General features: G+C 59.0%; 16 protein-coding genes and 1 pseudogene. 11 read left to right on the top strand and 6 right to left on the bottom strand.

The annotated features are described in order from the left end of the window. Positions 1-47 precede the first annotated feature (47 nt). Genes siaD through EOS_RS43850 form a run of 4 tightly spaced genes read right to left on the bottom strand, consistent with a single transcriptional unit; the run spans position 48 to position 3,506 of the window. A complete protein-coding gene (gene siaD / locus EOS_RS36955) occupies positions 48-854 on the bottom strand; it encodes a biofilm regulation diguanylate cyclase SiaD (protein WP_082163664.1) in 807 nt (268 codons plus the stop codon). Then, positions 847-1,224, bottom strand: coding sequence for a biofilm regulation phosphoprotein SiaC (gene siaC, locus EOS_RS36950; protein ID WP_047897168.1), 378 nt, complete (start codon positions 1,222-1,224; stop codon positions 847-849). Before siaC ends, siaD begins: the two co-directional genes overlap by 8 nt. Before the next feature lie 21 nt (positions 1,225-1,245). Continuing rightward, positions 1,246-1,788 carry a biofilm regulation protein kinase SiaB gene (gene siaB / locus EOS_RS36945; RefSeq protein ID WP_047897167.1) on the bottom strand — a complete coding sequence of 181 codons (543 nt, stop codon included), beginning with the start codon at positions 1,786-1,788 and terminating at the stop codon, positions 1,246-1,248. A gap of 35 nt (positions 1,789-1,823) precedes the next feature. Further along, positions 1,824-3,506: a SpoIIE family protein phosphatase gene (locus EOS_RS43850; protein ID WP_053064178.1), complete on the bottom strand. Its 1,683-nt coding sequence runs from the start codon at positions 3,504-3,506 to the stop codon at positions 1,824-1,826. Positions 3,507-3,830: 324 nt separating this feature from the next. Here EOS_RS43850 and EOS_RS36935 point away from each other — a divergent pair, with 324 nt between their 5' ends. From EOS_RS36935 to EOS_RS36925, 3 genes are all read left to right on the top strand, one after another. After that, complete coding sequence (locus EOS_RS36935) at positions 3,831-4,793, top strand: substrate-binding domain-containing protein (RefSeq protein ID WP_047897221.1); 963 nt, start codon at positions 3,831-3,833, stop codon at positions 4,791-4,793. A 504-nt stretch (positions 4,794-5,297) separates the two neighbouring features. Continuing rightward, positions 5,298-6,071, top strand: a complete 774-nt coding sequence (locus EOS_RS36930) for an SDR family oxidoreductase (RefSeq protein WP_047897166.1) — start codon at positions 5,298-5,300, stop codon at positions 6,069-6,071. Between the two features lie 59 nt (positions 6,072-6,130). After that, a complete protein-coding gene (locus tag EOS_RS36925; RefSeq protein WP_047897165.1) occupies positions 6,131-7,036 on the top strand; it encodes a LysR family transcriptional regulator in 906 nt (301 codons plus the stop codon). A 61-nt stretch (positions 7,037-7,097) separates the two neighbouring features. Here the strand turns inward: EOS_RS36925 and EOS_RS36920 are convergent, their stop codons facing one another. Next, entirely contained in the window at positions 7,098-7,403 is a 306-nt protein-coding gene (locus tag EOS_RS36920) for an H-NS histone family protein (protein WP_047897164.1), read from the bottom strand. Between the two features lie 319 nt (positions 7,404-7,722). Between EOS_RS36920 and EOS_RS45230 the strand changes: the two genes are divergently transcribed. Then, on the top strand, positions 7,723-8,037 hold the full coding sequence (locus EOS_RS45230; RefSeq protein WP_075645470.1) for a high-potential iron-sulfur protein: 315 nt from the start codon (positions 7,723-7,725) through the stop codon (positions 8,035-8,037). Between the two features lie 184 nt (positions 8,038-8,221). Here the strand turns inward: EOS_RS45230 and EOS_RS36915 are convergent, their stop codons facing one another. After that, on the bottom strand, positions 8,222-8,527 hold the full coding sequence (locus tag EOS_RS36915; RefSeq protein ID WP_047897220.1) for a hypothetical protein: 306 nt from the start codon (positions 8,525-8,527) through the stop codon (positions 8,222-8,224). Between the two features lie 769 nt (positions 8,528-9,296). On the opposite strand from EOS_RS36915, the gene EOS_RS36910 reads away from it, so the two are divergent. The 7 genes and pseudogenes from EOS_RS36910 to EOS_RS48480 form a co-directional block, all read left to right on the top strand. Further along, positions 9,297-9,932, top strand: coding sequence for a TetR/AcrR family transcriptional regulator (locus EOS_RS36910; RefSeq protein ID WP_047897219.1), 636 nt, complete (start codon positions 9,297-9,299; stop codon positions 9,930-9,932). Between the two features lie 421 nt (positions 9,933-10,353). Beyond that, entirely contained in the window at positions 10,354-11,016 is a 663-nt protein-coding gene (locus tag EOS_RS36905; RefSeq protein ID WP_047897163.1) for a DUF3313 domain-containing protein, read from the top strand. Between the two features lie 190 nt (positions 11,017-11,206). Continuing rightward, positions 11,207-12,478: a paraquat-inducible protein A gene (locus EOS_RS36900; RefSeq protein WP_047897218.1), complete on the top strand. Its 1,272-nt coding sequence runs from the start codon at positions 11,207-11,209 to the stop codon at positions 12,476-12,478. Continuing rightward, complete coding sequence (locus EOS_RS36895; protein ID WP_047897162.1) at positions 12,471-14,081, top strand: PqiB family protein; 1,611 nt, start codon at positions 12,471-12,473, stop codon at positions 14,079-14,081. Before EOS_RS36900 ends, EOS_RS36895 begins: the two co-directional genes overlap by 8 nt. After that, positions 14,081-14,668: a PqiC family protein gene (locus tag EOS_RS36890; protein ID WP_047897161.1), complete on the top strand. Its 588-nt coding sequence runs from the start codon at positions 14,081-14,083 to the stop codon at positions 14,666-14,668. The genes EOS_RS36895 and EOS_RS36890 overlap by 1 nt, the downstream gene beginning before the upstream one ends. Before the next feature lie 150 nt (positions 14,669-14,818). Further along, positions 14,819-15,415 (top strand): annotated as a pseudogene (locus EOS_RS48485) (penicillin acylase family protein); the annotation flags it as partial. A gap of 158 nt (positions 15,416-15,573) precedes the next feature. Then, positions 15,574-16,443 (top strand): penicillin acylase family protein (locus tag EOS_RS48480; RefSeq protein ID WP_235443085.1); only part of this gene is annotated, 870 nt, incomplete at its 3' end.

Below are 16,443 nucleotides of genomic sequence, written 5' to 3'. Positions count from 1 at the left end.
GCCGGCGTCGACGCGAACGGTGACTCCGAACGGTGACTCGTTATTCGTTATTCACCGAGGGCACGATTACGCCCTTCACGCTTGGCCTTCAGCAAAAGGGCGTCTGCACGCTGGAGCGTGCCCTCCCATTCCTCCCCGGCGCGATGTTCAGCTACCCCAATGCTGACGGTGATGGAAACAGCCTGGCCGCCGACGTCCATGGAGTGATCTGGAATCCCTTGATGGATTCTGCCGATCACACTCAACGCACTGTCCAGCGTCGATTTTGGCAGCAGCGCCAGGAACTCCTCTCCTCCCCACCGGCCGCACACGTCGTACTCGCGCATCTGGCTGGTCATGAAACGCGCGACCTCCTGCAGTACGGTGTCGCCAGCTTCATGGCCGTACGTGTCATTGACCTGCTTGAAATGATCCACATCGACGATCGCCACCACGAAGGGCTCACGATGCCGGCCGGCGTGCTCGACTTCGGCCTTGAGCCGTTCCATCAGTAACCGCCGGTTCGGCAAGCCCGTGAGCGGATCGTGCGTGGACGCCTCTTTCAACGCCAGATTCAGCTCGACCATCATTTTCTGGTACCGGTCGGAAATCCGGGTGACCTTTTGCAACTGGCGCAGTTGCTTGTCAAAACGCGCGACGAGGCTGTTGTCCTGTTCACGCGCCAGGCTTTGATAAGCATCCGACAAACGGGTGATCCGCTCGAGGCGGGCAAGCTGCTCGCCGTAATGCTCCCAGAGTTGCGCGAGCGCTTCGCTCAAGTCGGACGGTGAAGCGGCCGACTCGGCCAGAAGCGCCTGGACATGCTTTTCCAACGCAAAATGATCACGTTTGATCACACGGCGCGTCTTATTCATGACTGGTGATCAGGAATGGAAAAGTGCAGTCTTCCTTGAACTCCTCGGCCAGTTCCGCGAGCCTTTCATTGCGCTTGTCATAGTGCCATCTGACCGAGACAGCACGACCTTTCACGTGCGCGTCTTCGAGCAGGTCGAAAATGTCCATCATCGCCTTGATACTGCTCGTGTTAAGATAAAGCAGCTGCAATTCCAGACGAAGCGGATCGGCGGACTGGGTCAGGTAATCCTCGACCCACTGAATGATTTCGCTGAACAGCTCGAAAGCATTCTCCGGGTAAGAATCCCCTTGCATCTTCAGTACACCTGCCTGCCAGTCGCCCTGTATGGCCGGCGTGGACTGGCTTGCGGGAACATTGATATTCTTCACGATACGATGCCCCGATAGTGTTCAGATTACCGCGCGCAGACTAAAGAACGCGCGATCGTCGCCATGCTCGATCAGAGCAGCCTGGAGCGGCTCGCTAGCCTTTCTTGCAATGTCCAATAAACCCAGGCCGGCTCCTCCGGTAAGCGCCGGGTCTCTCGGCTTGCGCAGTTGCTCCTTATAAGCCGCTTTCAGTGCGGCTTTATCCAGCGTGGCAATTGCGTTGATACGGCTCATCACCGCGCGTCCGTCGCCGGCCTCGACCAGGTTGCCTGCCGAGACGATGTAGCGGCCGCTCTCGTCGCGCGAGATCACCACGGTGGCTGCGGTTTCCGCCTCTGCGTAGCCACGCCGTGCCACGTAGTGCCGGATATTCTGGGTCATTTCAATATAAGCTGCGAAAACATCCGTGGCGGCCGCCGGAAGCGCCTGGTCCGCCGCCAGGTAATTCTTCAACGCATTGCCAATTTCCTCGATCAGGCTGCGTGATATTGGCCCGTTGAAGCAAAGCATGATGCGTTCGCGATTGAAATTTTCGCGTAACGCGTAAAGGTCTGGGGAGTGCATGGCGGCTCCGGCGTGGGTGAGCGTGGGTGGCGTAGTCATATCGGGCGGAACGACACAATGGTGACGTCGTCGCGTTGCGGCTGGCTTCGCTGGTAGCGCGCAAGCGTCTCGGCGAACGCATCGGATTGCTCCGTCAGGGGCAGGTCCGCATGAGTCTGCAGCGCCTGTTTGAAGCGGTCGTTGCCAAAGCAAAAGCCGTCGTCCCCGCCGGCCTGATCCAGATAACCGTCGGTCACGAGATAGTAAGTACGCCCGGGTGCAAGCGAAAGCGCGGTATTGGCGAACTCACCCATGCGCTTGTGGGCAAGCGGACGCCGGGCTCCCTTGATCTCTTCAACCCGGCCGTCATCGCAGATATAGAGCGACATTTTTGCACCCGAAAATGACATATGCCCGGCCGCACGATCCACATAGATGAGCGCGGCGTCTGCATGTGTTGCCAGCGCGCTGTCGAGATGTGAGGCGCTCAACATCGCGCGCAACGCTGTGTCGGTACGACCCAGGATGGCGGCCGGATCATGCAGCCCCACTTCTGCAATAGCGTGGCTGATGGCTGCATGAGCCAGCATCGTCATGAGTGCGCCCGGTACGCCGTGACCTGCGCAATCCACGACCCCTATCAGGAAATTATCACCGTCCTGATGGAAAACATAAAAGTCACCCCCCACTACGTCGCGCGGTTTCCAAAGCACGAAATAGTGCGCACCAAAATGGCGAGCAAGCTGCCGATGCGGCAAAACGGCCGTCTGTATAAGGCTTGCATAATCTATCGAGTCAGCGATTTTCTTGTGAGTTGCCGTCATTTCAAGGTTGGCCGCTGCCAGCGTCGCGGTATGGCGCTCGACCGCTGCGGCCATGCCGTTAAATCCCCTTGCCAGTGTGGACAGCTCGTCATTGCCTGTCTCCCGGTTGCGCACGCCGTATTTGCCCGTGGTGACATACTCCATATTCCCGACCAGTTGATAGACCGGATTGACGATGCGCCTGCGGATGTAAAACCCGAATGAAACCATGCCAATAACAGCAGCACTCACCACGAAAAGCGCCAGGCGAACGTACAGCAACTGACGTCGCTCCAGGTTTTGCAGTGCGCTGGCGGTACGCGCGTCCACAGCGGCCAGAAAAGTCTGGATTGGTGCCATGATGCTGGCCTTTTCGACCTGATACGACTCGCCATAAAGGAGCGAGCGCGCATAACCCGCATCCGGCGTCCGTCTGACCGTCAGGTTGCCGGCGGAGTCCATGAACAGACCTTCCATGGCGGCGAAGGCCTCTTTCTCCATATTGACGAGTTTGTCCGAGCGCGACTGGGATTGCTGAAGTAGATCGAATTCGTGTGCGGTAAAACCGGCGCGGCGCATGAGTTCCTTGAGCGGCACTGCACGTGCTCCCGGAAGCTGCGCGTCATGCGGCAGCCACCAATACGTACTGGTGTAGTCGGCCGGCCGGGGCCTTTTGCCATTACGGATATCCAGAATCTCAAAGTACTGATTTTCGTAGAGCCGGTTTCCAGTCGAAATATAAGTGCTCGCCATGCGCGTCAAATCGTCGGAGCTTTGCCGCAATTCGTCAGCCAGCCTGAACGACTCGAAGCGCTTTTCCTGACCGCGGATTGTGTCGTGCTCAATATCGAGGATCTGGTACAGAATGAATAGAAGCAGCAATAACAGAACGCTCAGCGTGGCCGTTGCAATGGTCGTGAGAGTCTTGATTTTCATGGCGGTCTGCCTGCACTTCTTCGTTTGTCCTGGAGTGGCCAGTGCCGGCGAAAATAATCTCGTCGAACAATACCGACGCTGATTCACAGCAGTTGCATGCCGGTCTTTCACTAAAGCATTACGGCACCAGGCGATTGTTCTTGAGGCACACGAACAAATCACAAAGCTGGTGCAATATCGAATGAGATGTCGAGGAATGGCGTTTTAATGACGATCGCGGATGATGAGGAAGGCGCTGGCCGGCTGCGGTCAGCATCCGCGTGTGGCGGCACGTCGTCGATCGACGTCATATCATGCCGGGCTGAGCGTGCAAGGAAAGAACCGATGCTACAAAAGATACGCCGGCGTTTGCTCGTGGCCGGTGCGCTCGCAGCGGCCGGCCTGCCGGTCGCAAAGAGCGCCAACGCCGCGCAGGACGGCAAGCTGACAATTGCCCTCGTGCTGAAGTCGCTCGCGGACCCGTTTGCCGTCGCCATGGCAGGCGGTGCACAGAACTATCAGAAACACTATGCGTCGCAGTTCGACCTGACTGTCCGGGGCACGGCGACGGAAACCGACACCCTCGCGCAGACACGCATCGTCGACGAGCTGATTGGCGCCCGGACGAACGCAATCGTGCTCGCGTCCGCCGATTCAAAAGCGTTGATATCCGTGGTGGCGCGCGGAATCAACGCCGGTGTCATTGTGATCTCCATCGACAATCCGCTCGACGAAACGTCCCAGGATGCCGCCGGCATTTCCGTGCCTTTCGTCGGCCCGGACAACCGCAGAGGTGCCGCAATGGTAGGAAAGTATCTGGCGGGGAAGCTCAAGCCGGGCGACGAAGTCGGAATCATCGAAGGCGTCTCCGCCGATCGCAACGCGCAGCAGCGAACAACGGGTTGCCAGGACGCAATGAACGCCGCGGGCATCAGGATTGTCGCCATACAGCCGGGCGACTGGGAATACGGAAAAGGCAAGGAGGCCGCGTCGGCGATGCTGAACGAACACCCGCGGATCCGGGCGCTCATGTGCGGCAACGACAATATGGCCATGGGCGCTGTCGAGGCGGTTCACAACGCGCGAAGAACCGGCCGCGTGTATGTCACGGGCTATAACAACATCGATGCAATCGGACCGCTGCTCAACGACGGCCGGATTCTCGCGTCCATGGATCAGTTTGCCGAAAGACAGGCCGCGTTCGGGGTCGACGTTGCGTTAAAAGCGCTTATTGAAAGAAGGAAGCAGGCGGACTTGTCGCGCTTCATCGAGACGCCGTTGCAACTGGTCACCAGTGAAAACCACTGAATGCACTTTGGTGGCCGGCCAGCAGCGACGAAAATAGTGCGGCTACCCGGCATCGACCCCGACCAGTGAGCACCGACAGATCCAAACCAACCCCGAGTGCGAACGAAAAACCCGTCCATCGGCGCGAGCGAAAACCAACTGCCCCCCAACTAAGTGAAAACCCTAGTTAAATCAAAAAGCTGTCGTATGGCCGAGACGCCGCGGCCGCGTTTATCGCGACATCATATTCATGCTCACGTTATGCATGATCCAGATCGATCCTCCAATCAGGATCACTGAATATAAATGTGCGACATGTCGTCGCATATTTCTTTCATATTTAATTATGAATTATTTCATAATCCATTCGATTGGATTGAGTGGTAGTTCACGGGGCAATCCATCATGAACGGCACCGGCGCGAGGATTGGACTGTTTTTCTGGATAATCCATCCAGGTTGCGGGCGCTTATTCTCCAGCCAATCCTGAGTAGACTTGAATCTCCCGAACTAAAAGGAGATCCTCATGGCAGACCATTCCATCAAAGGCAAAGTCGTCCTCATCGCGGGCGGCGCGAAGAACCTTGGCGGCCTGATCGCCCGTGACCTCGCGGCGCAAGGAGCCAAAGCCGTCGCCATTCATTACAACAGCGCCAGCAGCAAAACTGAAGCCGATGCCACGGTAGCCGCGATCAGGTCTGCGGGCGCCGAGGCGGTGGCCTTACAGGGAAACCTGATCAGCGCGGGCGCTGTAGAGACGCTCTTTGCCGATGCCGTAGCCGCGGTCGGCAAGCCTGACATCGCCATCAACACGGTCGGCAAGGTGCTGAAGAAGTCATTCACGGACATCAGCGAGGCCGAGTATGACGAGATGGCCGCAGTCAATTCAAAGGTTGCGTTCTTCTTTCTCAAGGAAGCCGGCAAGCACGTCAACGACAGTGGCAAGATCGTCACGCTGGTCACTTCTCTGCTGGGTGCATTCACTCCGTTTTATGCCGCCTATGCCGGCACCAAGGCCCCTGTCGAGCATTTTACGAGGGCTGCCGCCAAGGAGTACGGCGCACGCGGCATCTCGGTGACAGCGGTGGGCCCAGGGCCGATGGATACGCCGTTTTTCTATCCTGCTGAAGGGGAAGATGCGGTCGCTTATCATAAGACCGCTGCGGCGCTATCGTCGTTCTCCAAGACCGGACTGACCGATATCAATGACGTGGTGCCGTTCATCCGCCATCTGGTCAGCGACGGCTGGTGGATCACGGGCCAGACTATTCTCATCAACGGCGGCTATACGACGAAGTGATAGTGAGCGCTGCGGCGAAGAGTGATGTCGAAAACGGCGTATCAAGGTAAAACGATCCGATGGATAAACTTGATCAATACCGTGTCTTCGCCCAGGTAGCCGATATGGGCAGCTTCATCAAGGCCGCACACGCGCTGGAGCTGCCGCGCGCCTCGGTGTCAGCCGCCATCCAGCAACTGGAGGCCAGCGTCGGTATCCGGTTATTACATCGCACCACGCGCCGGGTCCGGCTGACCGCGGACGGCGCTCAACTCTTGGAACGGGTGCGGCTGCTGTTGGCTGACGCGGAGGAAATTGACCAGCTATTCCAGGTCCGGCAGCGGCAGATCTCCGGACAATTGAACGTCGACATGCCCAGCCGCATCGCTCGCCGCCTTGTCGTGCCCGCGCTGCCCGGCTTGCTGCGCAGCCACCCCGGCTTGCGGCTGGTCTTGAGCTCGACCGATCGTGCGGTCGACCTGGTGCAAGAAGGCGTCGACTGCGCCATTCGCGTGGGTAACCTGCACGACAGTAATCTCGTGGCGCAACCGCTTGGCAGCATTGCGATGATCAACTGCGCGAGCCCGGGTTATCTGCGCGAGCATGGCGTTCCCGAACGCCCCGACGATCTGGCCGACCGGCACTTGTGTGTCGGATATGCCTCCCCCGCGACCGGTCGCGAATTGCGATGGGAATACCTGATCGCGGACCGGAAAGAGCATGTGCCGGTCACGAGCCGGGTCATTGTGAACAATGCGGAGAACTACATCGCCTGCTGCTCCGCGGGGATGGGACTGATTCAAATACCGCGGTTTGACGTGCAGCATCTGCTGAACTCAGGCGCGCTGGTCGAAGTGATGTCCGCCTTCAGAGCGGCGCCGATGGATGTCTCAGCGCTCTATCCGCATCGCAGGCAACGCTCGCGCAGGCTCATCGCTTTCATAGAGTGGTTTAAAGCGTTGATGCAACCGCACTTCGAACCGTGACGAGGCGGCTCTTGGGATACGGCGTCCTCATCTCTGAGGCTCGTCGCGAGGCGACACCGCACTAACTGCGAAACAAAGATGGCTGGATAAGGAAATCGTCCCGGTTCTTGTCTGCGATCCAGTTGGGCACGCGTCCTCGCCCACTCCAGGTGGCCCCGGTGGCCGGGTCGCGGTATTTCGCATTGGCCGCCGGCGGGACCATGCGCACATGAGCTTTGGTGCCCACTACCTCCTGCAGCGTGATCTTGTATTCCCTCATTTTCGCGACGATCTCGCGCAGCGTTCGATCTGCTTCCTGCTGACGGGCTTGCTCCAACTCCTGTTGGAGCGCTTCGCGCCGTGCCAGTAGTTCCTTCAAACTAGGCATTACTGTTCCCATAATCATTCGAAATAAATCAGGCCGCGTATGACCCGCCAAGGTTCGCCCAAGCGACAAATATTAACCGAACTGATGCGCGGACTTAATATCCTCCGGTTCATGGGCTTGAGTGAAGCACGCGCGATCCACGCCTGCGCGGTAAGTGTCAGGTAAGTCACACGGCCGCACAATGCGCTGCACACGCCGCTGCGATGGCTTCGTCAAGCGCGCAATTCAGCCCATTGAGCTTGAGTCGATCTATCGCAACCCCGTTGGGATCTTGCGTAGTCAGTCGCCTTCTTGGGGATCATGTTTGAGGAGTTGAACTGTGAAACCCTCACGTCGTCACTTCATTTTGCGAACGGCGTCACTTATCTCCGCTTGTGTACCGGGGGCAAACGCCTTCGCCGAAACCGGATCCGTTTCTGAAAGCGACCTGACGGCGCGGTTGCTCAGCTATCGGATTGACGCAACATCCGTCGACAAAGCCGAACACCCCAAGTACGTAAGCGGACAGGTTTGCGCGAACTGTCGCCACTATAAGGGGCTTGCCGCCGACCGTTCAGGTCCCTGCGCAATATTCCTGGGCGAATTCGTCAGTGCGAACGGATGGTGCAGCGTCTATGGAAAGATAGAGCGTTGATCGAGCGCATATGCGTCAAGTAAAACCGCTCAGGTCGTTGGCTTGGCTAACAGACCCTTAACAGACCCTTTCGCGCGGCAGCATGACGTATCGTTCGAATGACGATCCCGCCAATGACGCACCACGCAGACGGCATCCGTCGGACCTTATGACCCCAACGAATGCCGATTCACTACGCAACGCGTCACTTCCACTTCGCGCCGAGCTTATCGAGCCCGGCCTTTTGTAGATCTTCGGGCTTCATCGCAAGCCGGAACTCACATTCCGCGTTGAATTTGAGGAACCACGGTTCTGCAATCGATGGGAGATCACTGGGCTCCGCGATATCGACGACTAGAACGGCACCGCGTTTCCTGCTTTGTTCAGTGAAATAGATCACCTCCGGCTTGCATTCCTCCACTATCTGCGAGATGACGGCGCCAGCGCTGCCGTCTCGAACAAGCGTGTTGAACGGTTCGTGCGGTATGTGGACGTTCACGAGTATGCGCATGATCGCATCGCTCCTGGTTAGTAGGTCTGTTGAGGTTAGCCGGCGCCTGCGGTCCGGCCAATCTTTCGTGACGACTCGGGACTGTGCTTCAGGGCTGTCATCCATCCGTGCACAGCGTGGTTTTATGATCGCGTTGGCGACGCAGGCCACTGCGGATGTCTCGGCTCGCGTCGAGATCGACGAGTGGTGTTCTGCTTTTTCCGCGATCGGCATGTCCTCGCATGGGTCCGTTCGCGGGAAGCTATTCTGTTATAGGCGCGGATTGAGGAAATATCACGGCAGGGTTCTCCCGGGCAGAATCACACGGCAAATAGAGCAGAAAAGGATCTGTGGTTCCGATATTCCCGGAGGACGCCGCCACTGTGCGCAAAGTCGAGGACAATTCGCCGCGATGGCCCTGTATTCGTCGGTCGGCGGCACCGAGGGAGCGGATGACGAAGGGCCAAGCGATTGCACACTCGGGTATTCGTTCGTGCTGCCACGGAAACCGTAAAATAAAATGTGCGTGCCCGCTTCGCCCTCACAAACCCGACATGCCCCGAACAGCGGGAAATTCCGGATCCGCAGTCGTGGTAATGTCACGGACGCCTGTCATCGGCGACAGTCGAGTGGTAACAGGGCGCCGTAGGGACATCTGCAAGCCATCGACATGATCGGCGTGCGCGTTACGCGTACTTCCATCGACAAAGATCCAGAACGCTTGAATAGCAACTGATGCTCTCGCATACTTCTGTCTGGCTGCCTGAACTCGCATTAACCCTTGAGAAAAATTATGGATAATCCCTCTCGCTCGGAACGCTCCCGCAAACTGGCCATCGAGGCGGCGTTCACCATCATTTCCCGGGATGGTCCGGGTCAGCTCACGTTTGACGCCATTGCGCGCGAAAGCGGTATCAGCAAGGGCGGGCTGATGCATCAGTTCCGCACGAAGGGGAACGTTCTGAAAGCGTTGCTTGAGCACCAGACCGAATATTTCGAGAACTTCTATCGAGACTCCCTGGCTACGATCGGCGACACCAAACCCGAAGCCGCGCTGTTAGCGCAGATTGCGACAGTGCGCGAATCCACTACCCAGCAGCACTCGATCGCCCTTGCCATTCTCGCCGCCCTGGTGGAAGACCCTGAGCTTCTGTCGACGGTTCGAGAGGGCGATGCAAAGAAGGTCAAGCGTATCAAGGCCGAAGCGGTCGACCCGGAGCTGGCGCTGTTGCGCTGGTCAGCGGCCAGAGGCCTTGCATTGACGGCTGTTTTCGGGCTCTGCCCATTTTCCGACAAGGAGCGCGGGCGTTTGTTCGATCGCCTGCTTGACGAGGACCAATGGCCATCCTCTCCTGACGTCAAAGTCAAAAAACCGCGTTCCGCGCGTTCATCACGTAGCGCCAGCCACAGCGACCAAAGCGCTTGAGAGCCGCGTATCTGCCCGGCATAGCGGCAACGGGAATTGCCCAGATCCGGATCTGATCCGCGATGGACGGTCAGTTTCCGACGGGCCGCCAGTAGCGACTGCTGCGACTGCAGTGACATCCGCACAAGCAAAACCGCGGCGCCGATTCGCTCAACGACCGTGGCGTTCCGGGCACCGACCCGCGGCCATCCCAAGGTGTCGATAAATGGGGCGCGAAGTGCTTGCCCCATTTCCAAGCCCTCCCCTGACGCAAAACCCATCGTGACGATGCCCCGGTACATTCCGCGATTTATTTTACAAACAAACCGCCTGGTCGGTTTACATAAATAATTTGCGGTGTTACGCTTGCGCCTCACATGAGCTGTCATGTCTGAACCTGATCCGGAAACCGACAGGTGCAGCATCGAACCCGGAGATCTGAATGGTCAAGTCAATCAAGGCGCGGCATCTGTTACTCATCGCGATTTGCGCAACTGTGGTTGGTTGCTCAAGCGTTCAGCCAGTCGCCTATTCTGGAATTACGTCGTCGTCCTATTTGAAACCTGATCCAGAGGATAAGTCCGGCCGTGTGCCGTATCGCTTCTCGACTCAGGTGGATTGGCAGCAGTACAGGAAGGTGATTATTGATCCGGTGGTCGTGTATCGAGCCGCTGATAACCAGTTCGGCGACATGAGCGACTCAGACAAAAAAGCGCTCGCCGGCTATATGCAATCCAAGTTTGAGGAAAAACTGCGGGCTCGCTTCGAACTGGCGAATGCTCCAGGTCCGAGCACGTTGCGCGTCAAGCTGACTCTGACAGGTGCTTCAACAACCACTCCTTTTCTCGGCCCCTTCACACGGTTTGACCTTTCAGGCGGCATTTACAACGTGGTTCAAACGGCCCGTGGCAAGGAAGGCGCCTTCACAGGTTCCGTCATGTACGCCGTTGAAATCTACGACGCATCGAACGACAAACTCCTCAGTGCTTACGTGACAAAGCAATACCCGAATCCATACAACGTCGGAGCGAGCTTCGGGTCGCTAAACGCATCGAAGACCGGTATCGAGAAGGGCGCTGATGCGCTGGTTGCGCAACTTAAATGAGCCGACATACCGGACGACGATTGCCCGCTTACAGTATGGCCGGTCCCGCGTCGCCCGTATGCACAGCACCTTCTCGGAAGCGGCGCCCTACAAAACTGGTTCCCCTCAAGTTAGCCGATGCCTGTGGCGCTAGCCGGACTAAGGGCACGCGCCCCTGGATCATGCGCCTCGCCCCAAGCGGATGCCGAAGATGAATGAAGCGAAGTTAATTGCGTGTCACGAATGTGATTTGCTCCAGTGGGAGGCACCGCTACGGGAGGGCGGCACCGCGCGTTGCCAACGATGCGGTGCCGCCCTCTACCGAAGCTTACCGGCAAGGTTCGATCGCGCACTGGCGTTCACGTCGGCAGCGGCGATTTTGTTTGTGCTCGCCAACTGCTTTCCAATCGTCGGACTTTGGGTCAATGGAACACTGGTCGAAACCACGCTTTTTGGGGCAGCCTGGTCCCTATACGTCCATGGCATGTGGCCAATAGCGGGCCTCGTCTTCGTGACGACGATCCTGATGCCGTCAATGAACATAGCGGCTGTGGTCTATCTGCTCGTTCCGCTGCATATCGGTGGTCTGCCTCAAAGACCCGAACTTGTCCTTCGTGTGCTGCGGCACGTTGCGCCCTGGGGCATGATCGAAGTGCTCATGCTCGGCATGCTGGTCGCGCTCGTCAAACTCCAGCACATCGCAACCGTTGTCCCCGGCGTCGCGATCTGGGCATTCGGAGCGGTGATGTTGCTGCTGGCGGCAGCGGCCGTTACGTTTAATCCGCGTGATATATGGGCGCGTATCGATTCCGTGCAGAGCGATCGTGGCGTGTCATACGTGGCACAGGCAAGTGCCACGGCAGATACGGCCGCGCGCGCTGGTCTATTCGTTTGTCATGACTGTGGCTTGCTCTCAAAGCCTCTTTTTGCCCACGTCCATGCCGGAATCTGTCCGCGTTGTGACGCCACGCTGCATCGGCGCAAGCCCGATAGTCTCGTACGCACCTGGGCATTCGTTTTCGGCGCCATGGTCCTTTACATCCCCGCCATTCTTTTGCCGGTCATGGTTACCAGCACCTTGTTCGGGGCTCAATCCGACACGATCCTGAGCGGCGTTGTCTATCTCTGGAACGCAGGATCGTGGTCGCTTGCGGCTATCGTTTTCATCGCCAGTGTCGTGGTGCCCGTGCTCAAAATCCTGTCGTTAGCCTATCTCGCGTGGAGCACTCAGTTGCGCTCTCCCCTCATCCCACGACAGCGAACACGTATTTACCGTTTGGTGGAGTTTGTCGGCCGATGGTCGATGCTCGATATCTACGTCATTACCATCCTGGTCGCGCTCGTGCAATTCGGTTCGGTTGCAAGTATCGAGGCGGGTCCCGGAGCGATCGCCTTCGGCGCTGTTGTCGTGTTGACCATGTTCGCCGCGCTGTCATTCGATCCCCGGCTGATATGGGACGCAGTGGAGCCGGAAAGTGAATAAAGATGACCAGGATGCGCCCGGCATTCCGACAGCAGTTGTTGTCAAACGGTCGAAGTGGCGCATACAGCTTGTGTGGTTGGTGCCGCTTGTCGCCGTCCTGATCGCCGGATGGCTGGCAGTGCAGTCGATCAGGCAAAAAGGCCCGACCATCACCATCAGCTTTACCACCGGTGAGGGTATCGAGGCTGGCAAGACGAAGATCAAGTTCAAGAACGTCGATATTGGCACGATCAAAAGTGTTGCACTTTCCGACGATCACAAGACGGTGCTCGCCAGCGCTGAAATGTCCCGCAACGCTTCCAGCATGCTCGTCGACGACACTCGCTTCTGGGTCGTTCGGCCGCGCATTTCAGGTGGCACGGTATCGGGCATAGGGACATTGTTGTCCGGTTCTCACATCGGAATGGACGTCGGCACAGCGCAAAAAGAGCGACGCGATTTCGTCGGACTCGAGTCACCGCCGGTCTTGGCCTCGGGCACGCCAGGGCGCGAGTTCGTGCTTAAAAGTGAGAACATCGGCTCACTCGATATAGGTTCACCAGTATTCTTCCGGCGGCTTCAGGTCGGTCAGATCGTCTCGTACGCACTTGACCCTGACGGCGCGGGAATGACCCTGCACGTTTTTGTCAACGCGCCTTACGACAAGTACGTGACGAGCAACACCCGCTTCTGGCACGCAAGCGGCGTTGACGTGACCTTGGATACGACCGGCGTGAAGGTCAACACCGAATCATTGGTATCAATCTTGATTGGCGGCCTCGCATTCGAGAACCCGCCTGACACGACTAACAAGATTGAAGCAGACGCGCGGCGCCAGTACGAGCTCTTCGCCGATCGCGCCGAGGCAATGAAGCAGCACGACACCATTGTCGATAGATACGTGCTGAACTTCAAGGAGTCCGTGCGCGGGTTGGCTATCGGTGCGCCCGTCGACTTCCGGGGGATTGTCATCGGTGAGGTAACGGCGATCCGCACGCACTTTGATCTGGCTGGGAACGAATTCAGTATCCCCGTCGAGGTCAGCATTTTCCCTGAGCGCCTGATCTCGAGCGACGACTCGGGAGGTCGCGTCGAGCAAATTCCGTCGGAACGGAAAGTAGTTGCGGACCACCTGATATCAAAGGGGATGCGGGCACAACTGAGGACCGCGAGCCTTCTGACAGGACAACTGTATATTGCGATCGATTTCTTCCCCGCCGCACCGAAAGTGACCGTCGACTGGAGTAAAAAGACACCCCAACTGCCAACGGTGCCAGGCAACCTGCAGGGCTTGCAAGACTCCATCACCAGTCTCGTCGCCAAACTGAACAAGATTCCGTTCGAGGGAATCAGCCAGGACCTGCGCAAAACGCTCGGTGACGCTAGCACGCTGATGAACACCATCAATACGGATGTGGCGCCTGAGGCGAAAGCTACGCTCACTGAAGCTCGCGAGGCGCTCACGTCAGCGAATCGGGCGTTGCAAAGCGACTCGCCATTGCAGCAAAGCACCGCTGAAACAATGCGCGAGTTGTCACGGACCGCAGCCTCGTTCCGCTCGCTTGCGGAGTATCTCGAACGCCATCCAGAAGCGCTGCTGCGCGGCAAGACCGAGGACAAGTAATGAGCCGATATCTGTGGTTCCCGTGGACCGCGATCGTGCTGACTCTTTTCGCGGGATGCGCAACGTCGCCGGCGTCGAAGTTCTACACGTTGAGTCCTGTTCAAGTCGTCGAGCAGTCGTCTGGCACCAAGCCGGTCATGATCGCGATCGATCCAGTCACGGTTCCCGAACTGGTCAATCGATCGCAGATAGTGACCACGCTGGACGCGAACCGCGTGTCTATCGACGAGTTCGCTCGCTGGGCAGAGCCGTTGAAGAGTCAGATTCCACGCGTGCTGGCTGCGGATCTTGTGCAGTTCATCCCGGGAGCGATTGTGTCCACTTACCCGCAACGCGTGGACGACAATGCCTACCGCATATCCGTCGACGTGCAGGCCTTCGATTCGTCGACGAACGGGACGGTGACGATGGCGGTTATCTGGTCGGTGCGTCCGCCGAAGCGAGGGGAGAAAGTTAGTGGACGCAGTGTAGTACATGAGGCCGCGGACGGGCCTGGTTACGACGCCCTGGTGAGGGCACACAGTCGGGCCCTCGCGTCCGTGGCGAACGATATCGCCGTAGCGACGCATTCGGCGATGAGGCAGTGACATGAGACGAAGTCCACATCTGATCTGCATCGGGCTCGCTCCAATCTCGCCTGTCCACACTGTTTTTATCGCAGCCGTGCTATGGTCATACGCCCTCCAACCGACCTGACCGGCATGACAGGACGGTGACAACGACATCCATCTTCTGCAATGAATCGTCCGAGCCTTTCCTTACAGAGGCGGTGTTCCGCCTGGTTGATGACACTGTTGTGCGCCCTCGTCGCTATCATCGTGGTCGTCGCGACCGCGGGCTATATGACGTTGCGCGCCAGCCTGCCGCAGCTCGACGGCACGCACGCTGCATCTGCGCTGTCCGCAACGGTCTCGATCGAACGCGACGCGCTCGGCGTGCCAACGCTGCAAGGCAGCACCCGCGCTGACGTTGCCTTTGGCACCGGCTTCGTGCAGGCCCAGGATCGCTTCTTCCAGATGGATCTGCTGCGCCGCGTCGCCGCGGGCGAGATGTCCGAACTGGTCGGTCCGGCCGCGCTCGAGCTCGATCGCCGCAACCGGCCGCATCGTTTCCGCGAACGCGCGCGGATGGTGCTCGACGCCCTGCCTCCCGACCAGCGGCAACTACTCGATCGATACACGGCGGGCGTCAACGAAGGGCTCGCGTCGCTGGCCGCACGCCCGTTCGAGTACTGGATGCTGCGCACGCAGCCGGCAGCGTGGCGCCCTGAAGACACGTTGCTGGCCGTCTATGCGATGTACTTCGACCTGCAATCGGAAGAGATACGCCGCATCCTGTCGCGCGCGGCGTTGCACGAGCGCGTGCCGGCGGATCTGTTCGCGTTCCTCGTGCCGGCCACGAGCCACTGGGACGCGCCGTTCGATGTCGCACCGCCTTCGCCCGACGAGCCCGCGACGCCCCCGCGCGCCCACCCTCCACGCGCCCAGACTGGTTGCGCACGCCGAAACCGGCAGGCGACCCGGCGTCGAACGCCGGGTCGCAGCACAGCAGCCTGGCGGAGACCCAATCGATGGTCGGCAGCAATGGCTGGGTGGTCGATGGCGCCCACAGTGAGCACGGCGGTGCGCTCCTTGCGAGCGACATGCATCTCGGCCTGTCGCTGCCGAACATCTGGTACCGGCTGTCGCTCGCGTGGCCGGGACCCGATGGGCACCTGCGCCACATCACCGGCGTCAGCCTGCCCGGTGCGCCGCTGGTGATCGCCGGCAGCAACGGGCAGATTGCCTGGGGCTTCACCAACAGCTACGGCCGTTTCATCGACCTGATCGAATTGCAGCGCAATCCCGCCGATCCGTTGCAATACCGGATCGCGGGCGGCACCTGGGAACAAGCGACCGTCCACCATGAACAGATCGCCGTCAAGGGCGGCTTGCCGGTCGACTTGCCGGTTGTCGACACGCGCTGGGGCCCGCAGATCGTCGTCGGCTCCCACGCGTATGCGCTGCGCTGGGTCGCGCACGATCGTCAGGCGACCAACCTGAACCTGCAGCGGCTCGAAGACAGCGCGAGCGTCGCGGACGCGCTGCATACGGCGCAAACCAGCGGGATCCCCACCCAGAACTTCATGGTCGCCGATTCGCACGGCAAGATCGGCTGGACGCTTGCCGGTCCCCTGCCAAAACGTGACGGTGCTGCGGACGCATCAAGCGGACCGCTCAGCGACCTGCCGTTCGATTCGGCCACGTATCGCGGCTGGCAGGGCTACCTGGCGCCGGACGCGTACCCGTCGCGGATCGACCCGCCGCTCGGGCGCTTGTGGACCGCGAACAATCGAACCTTGCCGCCCGCCGAAGCGGCGCTT

It is taken from the genome of Caballeronia mineralivorans PML1(12) (genome assembly GCF_001028175.1).
In the GTDB taxonomy this organism is placed as follows: domain Bacteria; phylum Pseudomonadota; class Gammaproteobacteria; order Burkholderiales; family Burkholderiaceae; genus Caballeronia; species Caballeronia mineralivorans.
This window is presented reverse-complemented; position numbering and strand designations above follow the sequence as displayed.

Coding starts and splice junctions, on each gene's coding strand:
- siaD (WP_082163664.1), bottom strand. CDS start 854: ATGAATAAGACGCGCCGTGTGATCAAACGTGATCATTTTGCGTTGGAA.
- siaB (WP_047897167.1), bottom strand. CDS start 1,788: ATGCACTCCCCAGACCTTTACGCGTTACGCGAAAATTTCAATCGCGAA.
- EOS_RS43850 (WP_053064178.1), bottom strand. CDS start 3,506: ATGAAAATCAAGACTCTCACGACCATTGCAACGGCCACGCTGAGCGTT.
- EOS_RS36935 (WP_047897221.1), top strand. CDS start 3,831: ATGCTACAAAAGATACGCCGGCGTTTGCTCGTGGCCGGTGCGCTCGCA.
- EOS_RS36930 (WP_047897166.1), top strand. CDS start 5,298: ATGGCAGACCATTCCATCAAAGGCAAAGTCGTCCTCATCGCGGGCGGC.
- EOS_RS36925 (WP_047897165.1), top strand. CDS start 6,131: ATGGATAAACTTGATCAATACCGTGTCTTCGCCCAGGTAGCCGATATG.
- EOS_RS36920 (WP_047897164.1), bottom strand. CDS start 7,403: ATGCCTAGTTTGAAGGAACTACTGGCACGGCGCGAAGCGCTCCAACAG.
- EOS_RS36915 (WP_047897220.1), bottom strand. CDS start 8,527: ATGCGCATACTCGTGAACGTCCACATACCGCACGAACCGTTCAACACG.
- EOS_RS36905 (WP_047897163.1), top strand. CDS start 10,354: ATGGTCAAGTCAATCAAGGCGCGGCATCTGTTACTCATCGCGATTTGC.
- EOS_RS36900 (WP_047897218.1), top strand. CDS start 11,207: ATGAATGAAGCGAAGTTAATTGCGTGTCACGAATGTGATTTGCTCCAG.
- EOS_RS36890 (WP_047897161.1), top strand. CDS start 14,081: ATGAGCCGATATCTGTGGTTCCCGTGGACCGCGATCGTGCTGACTCTT.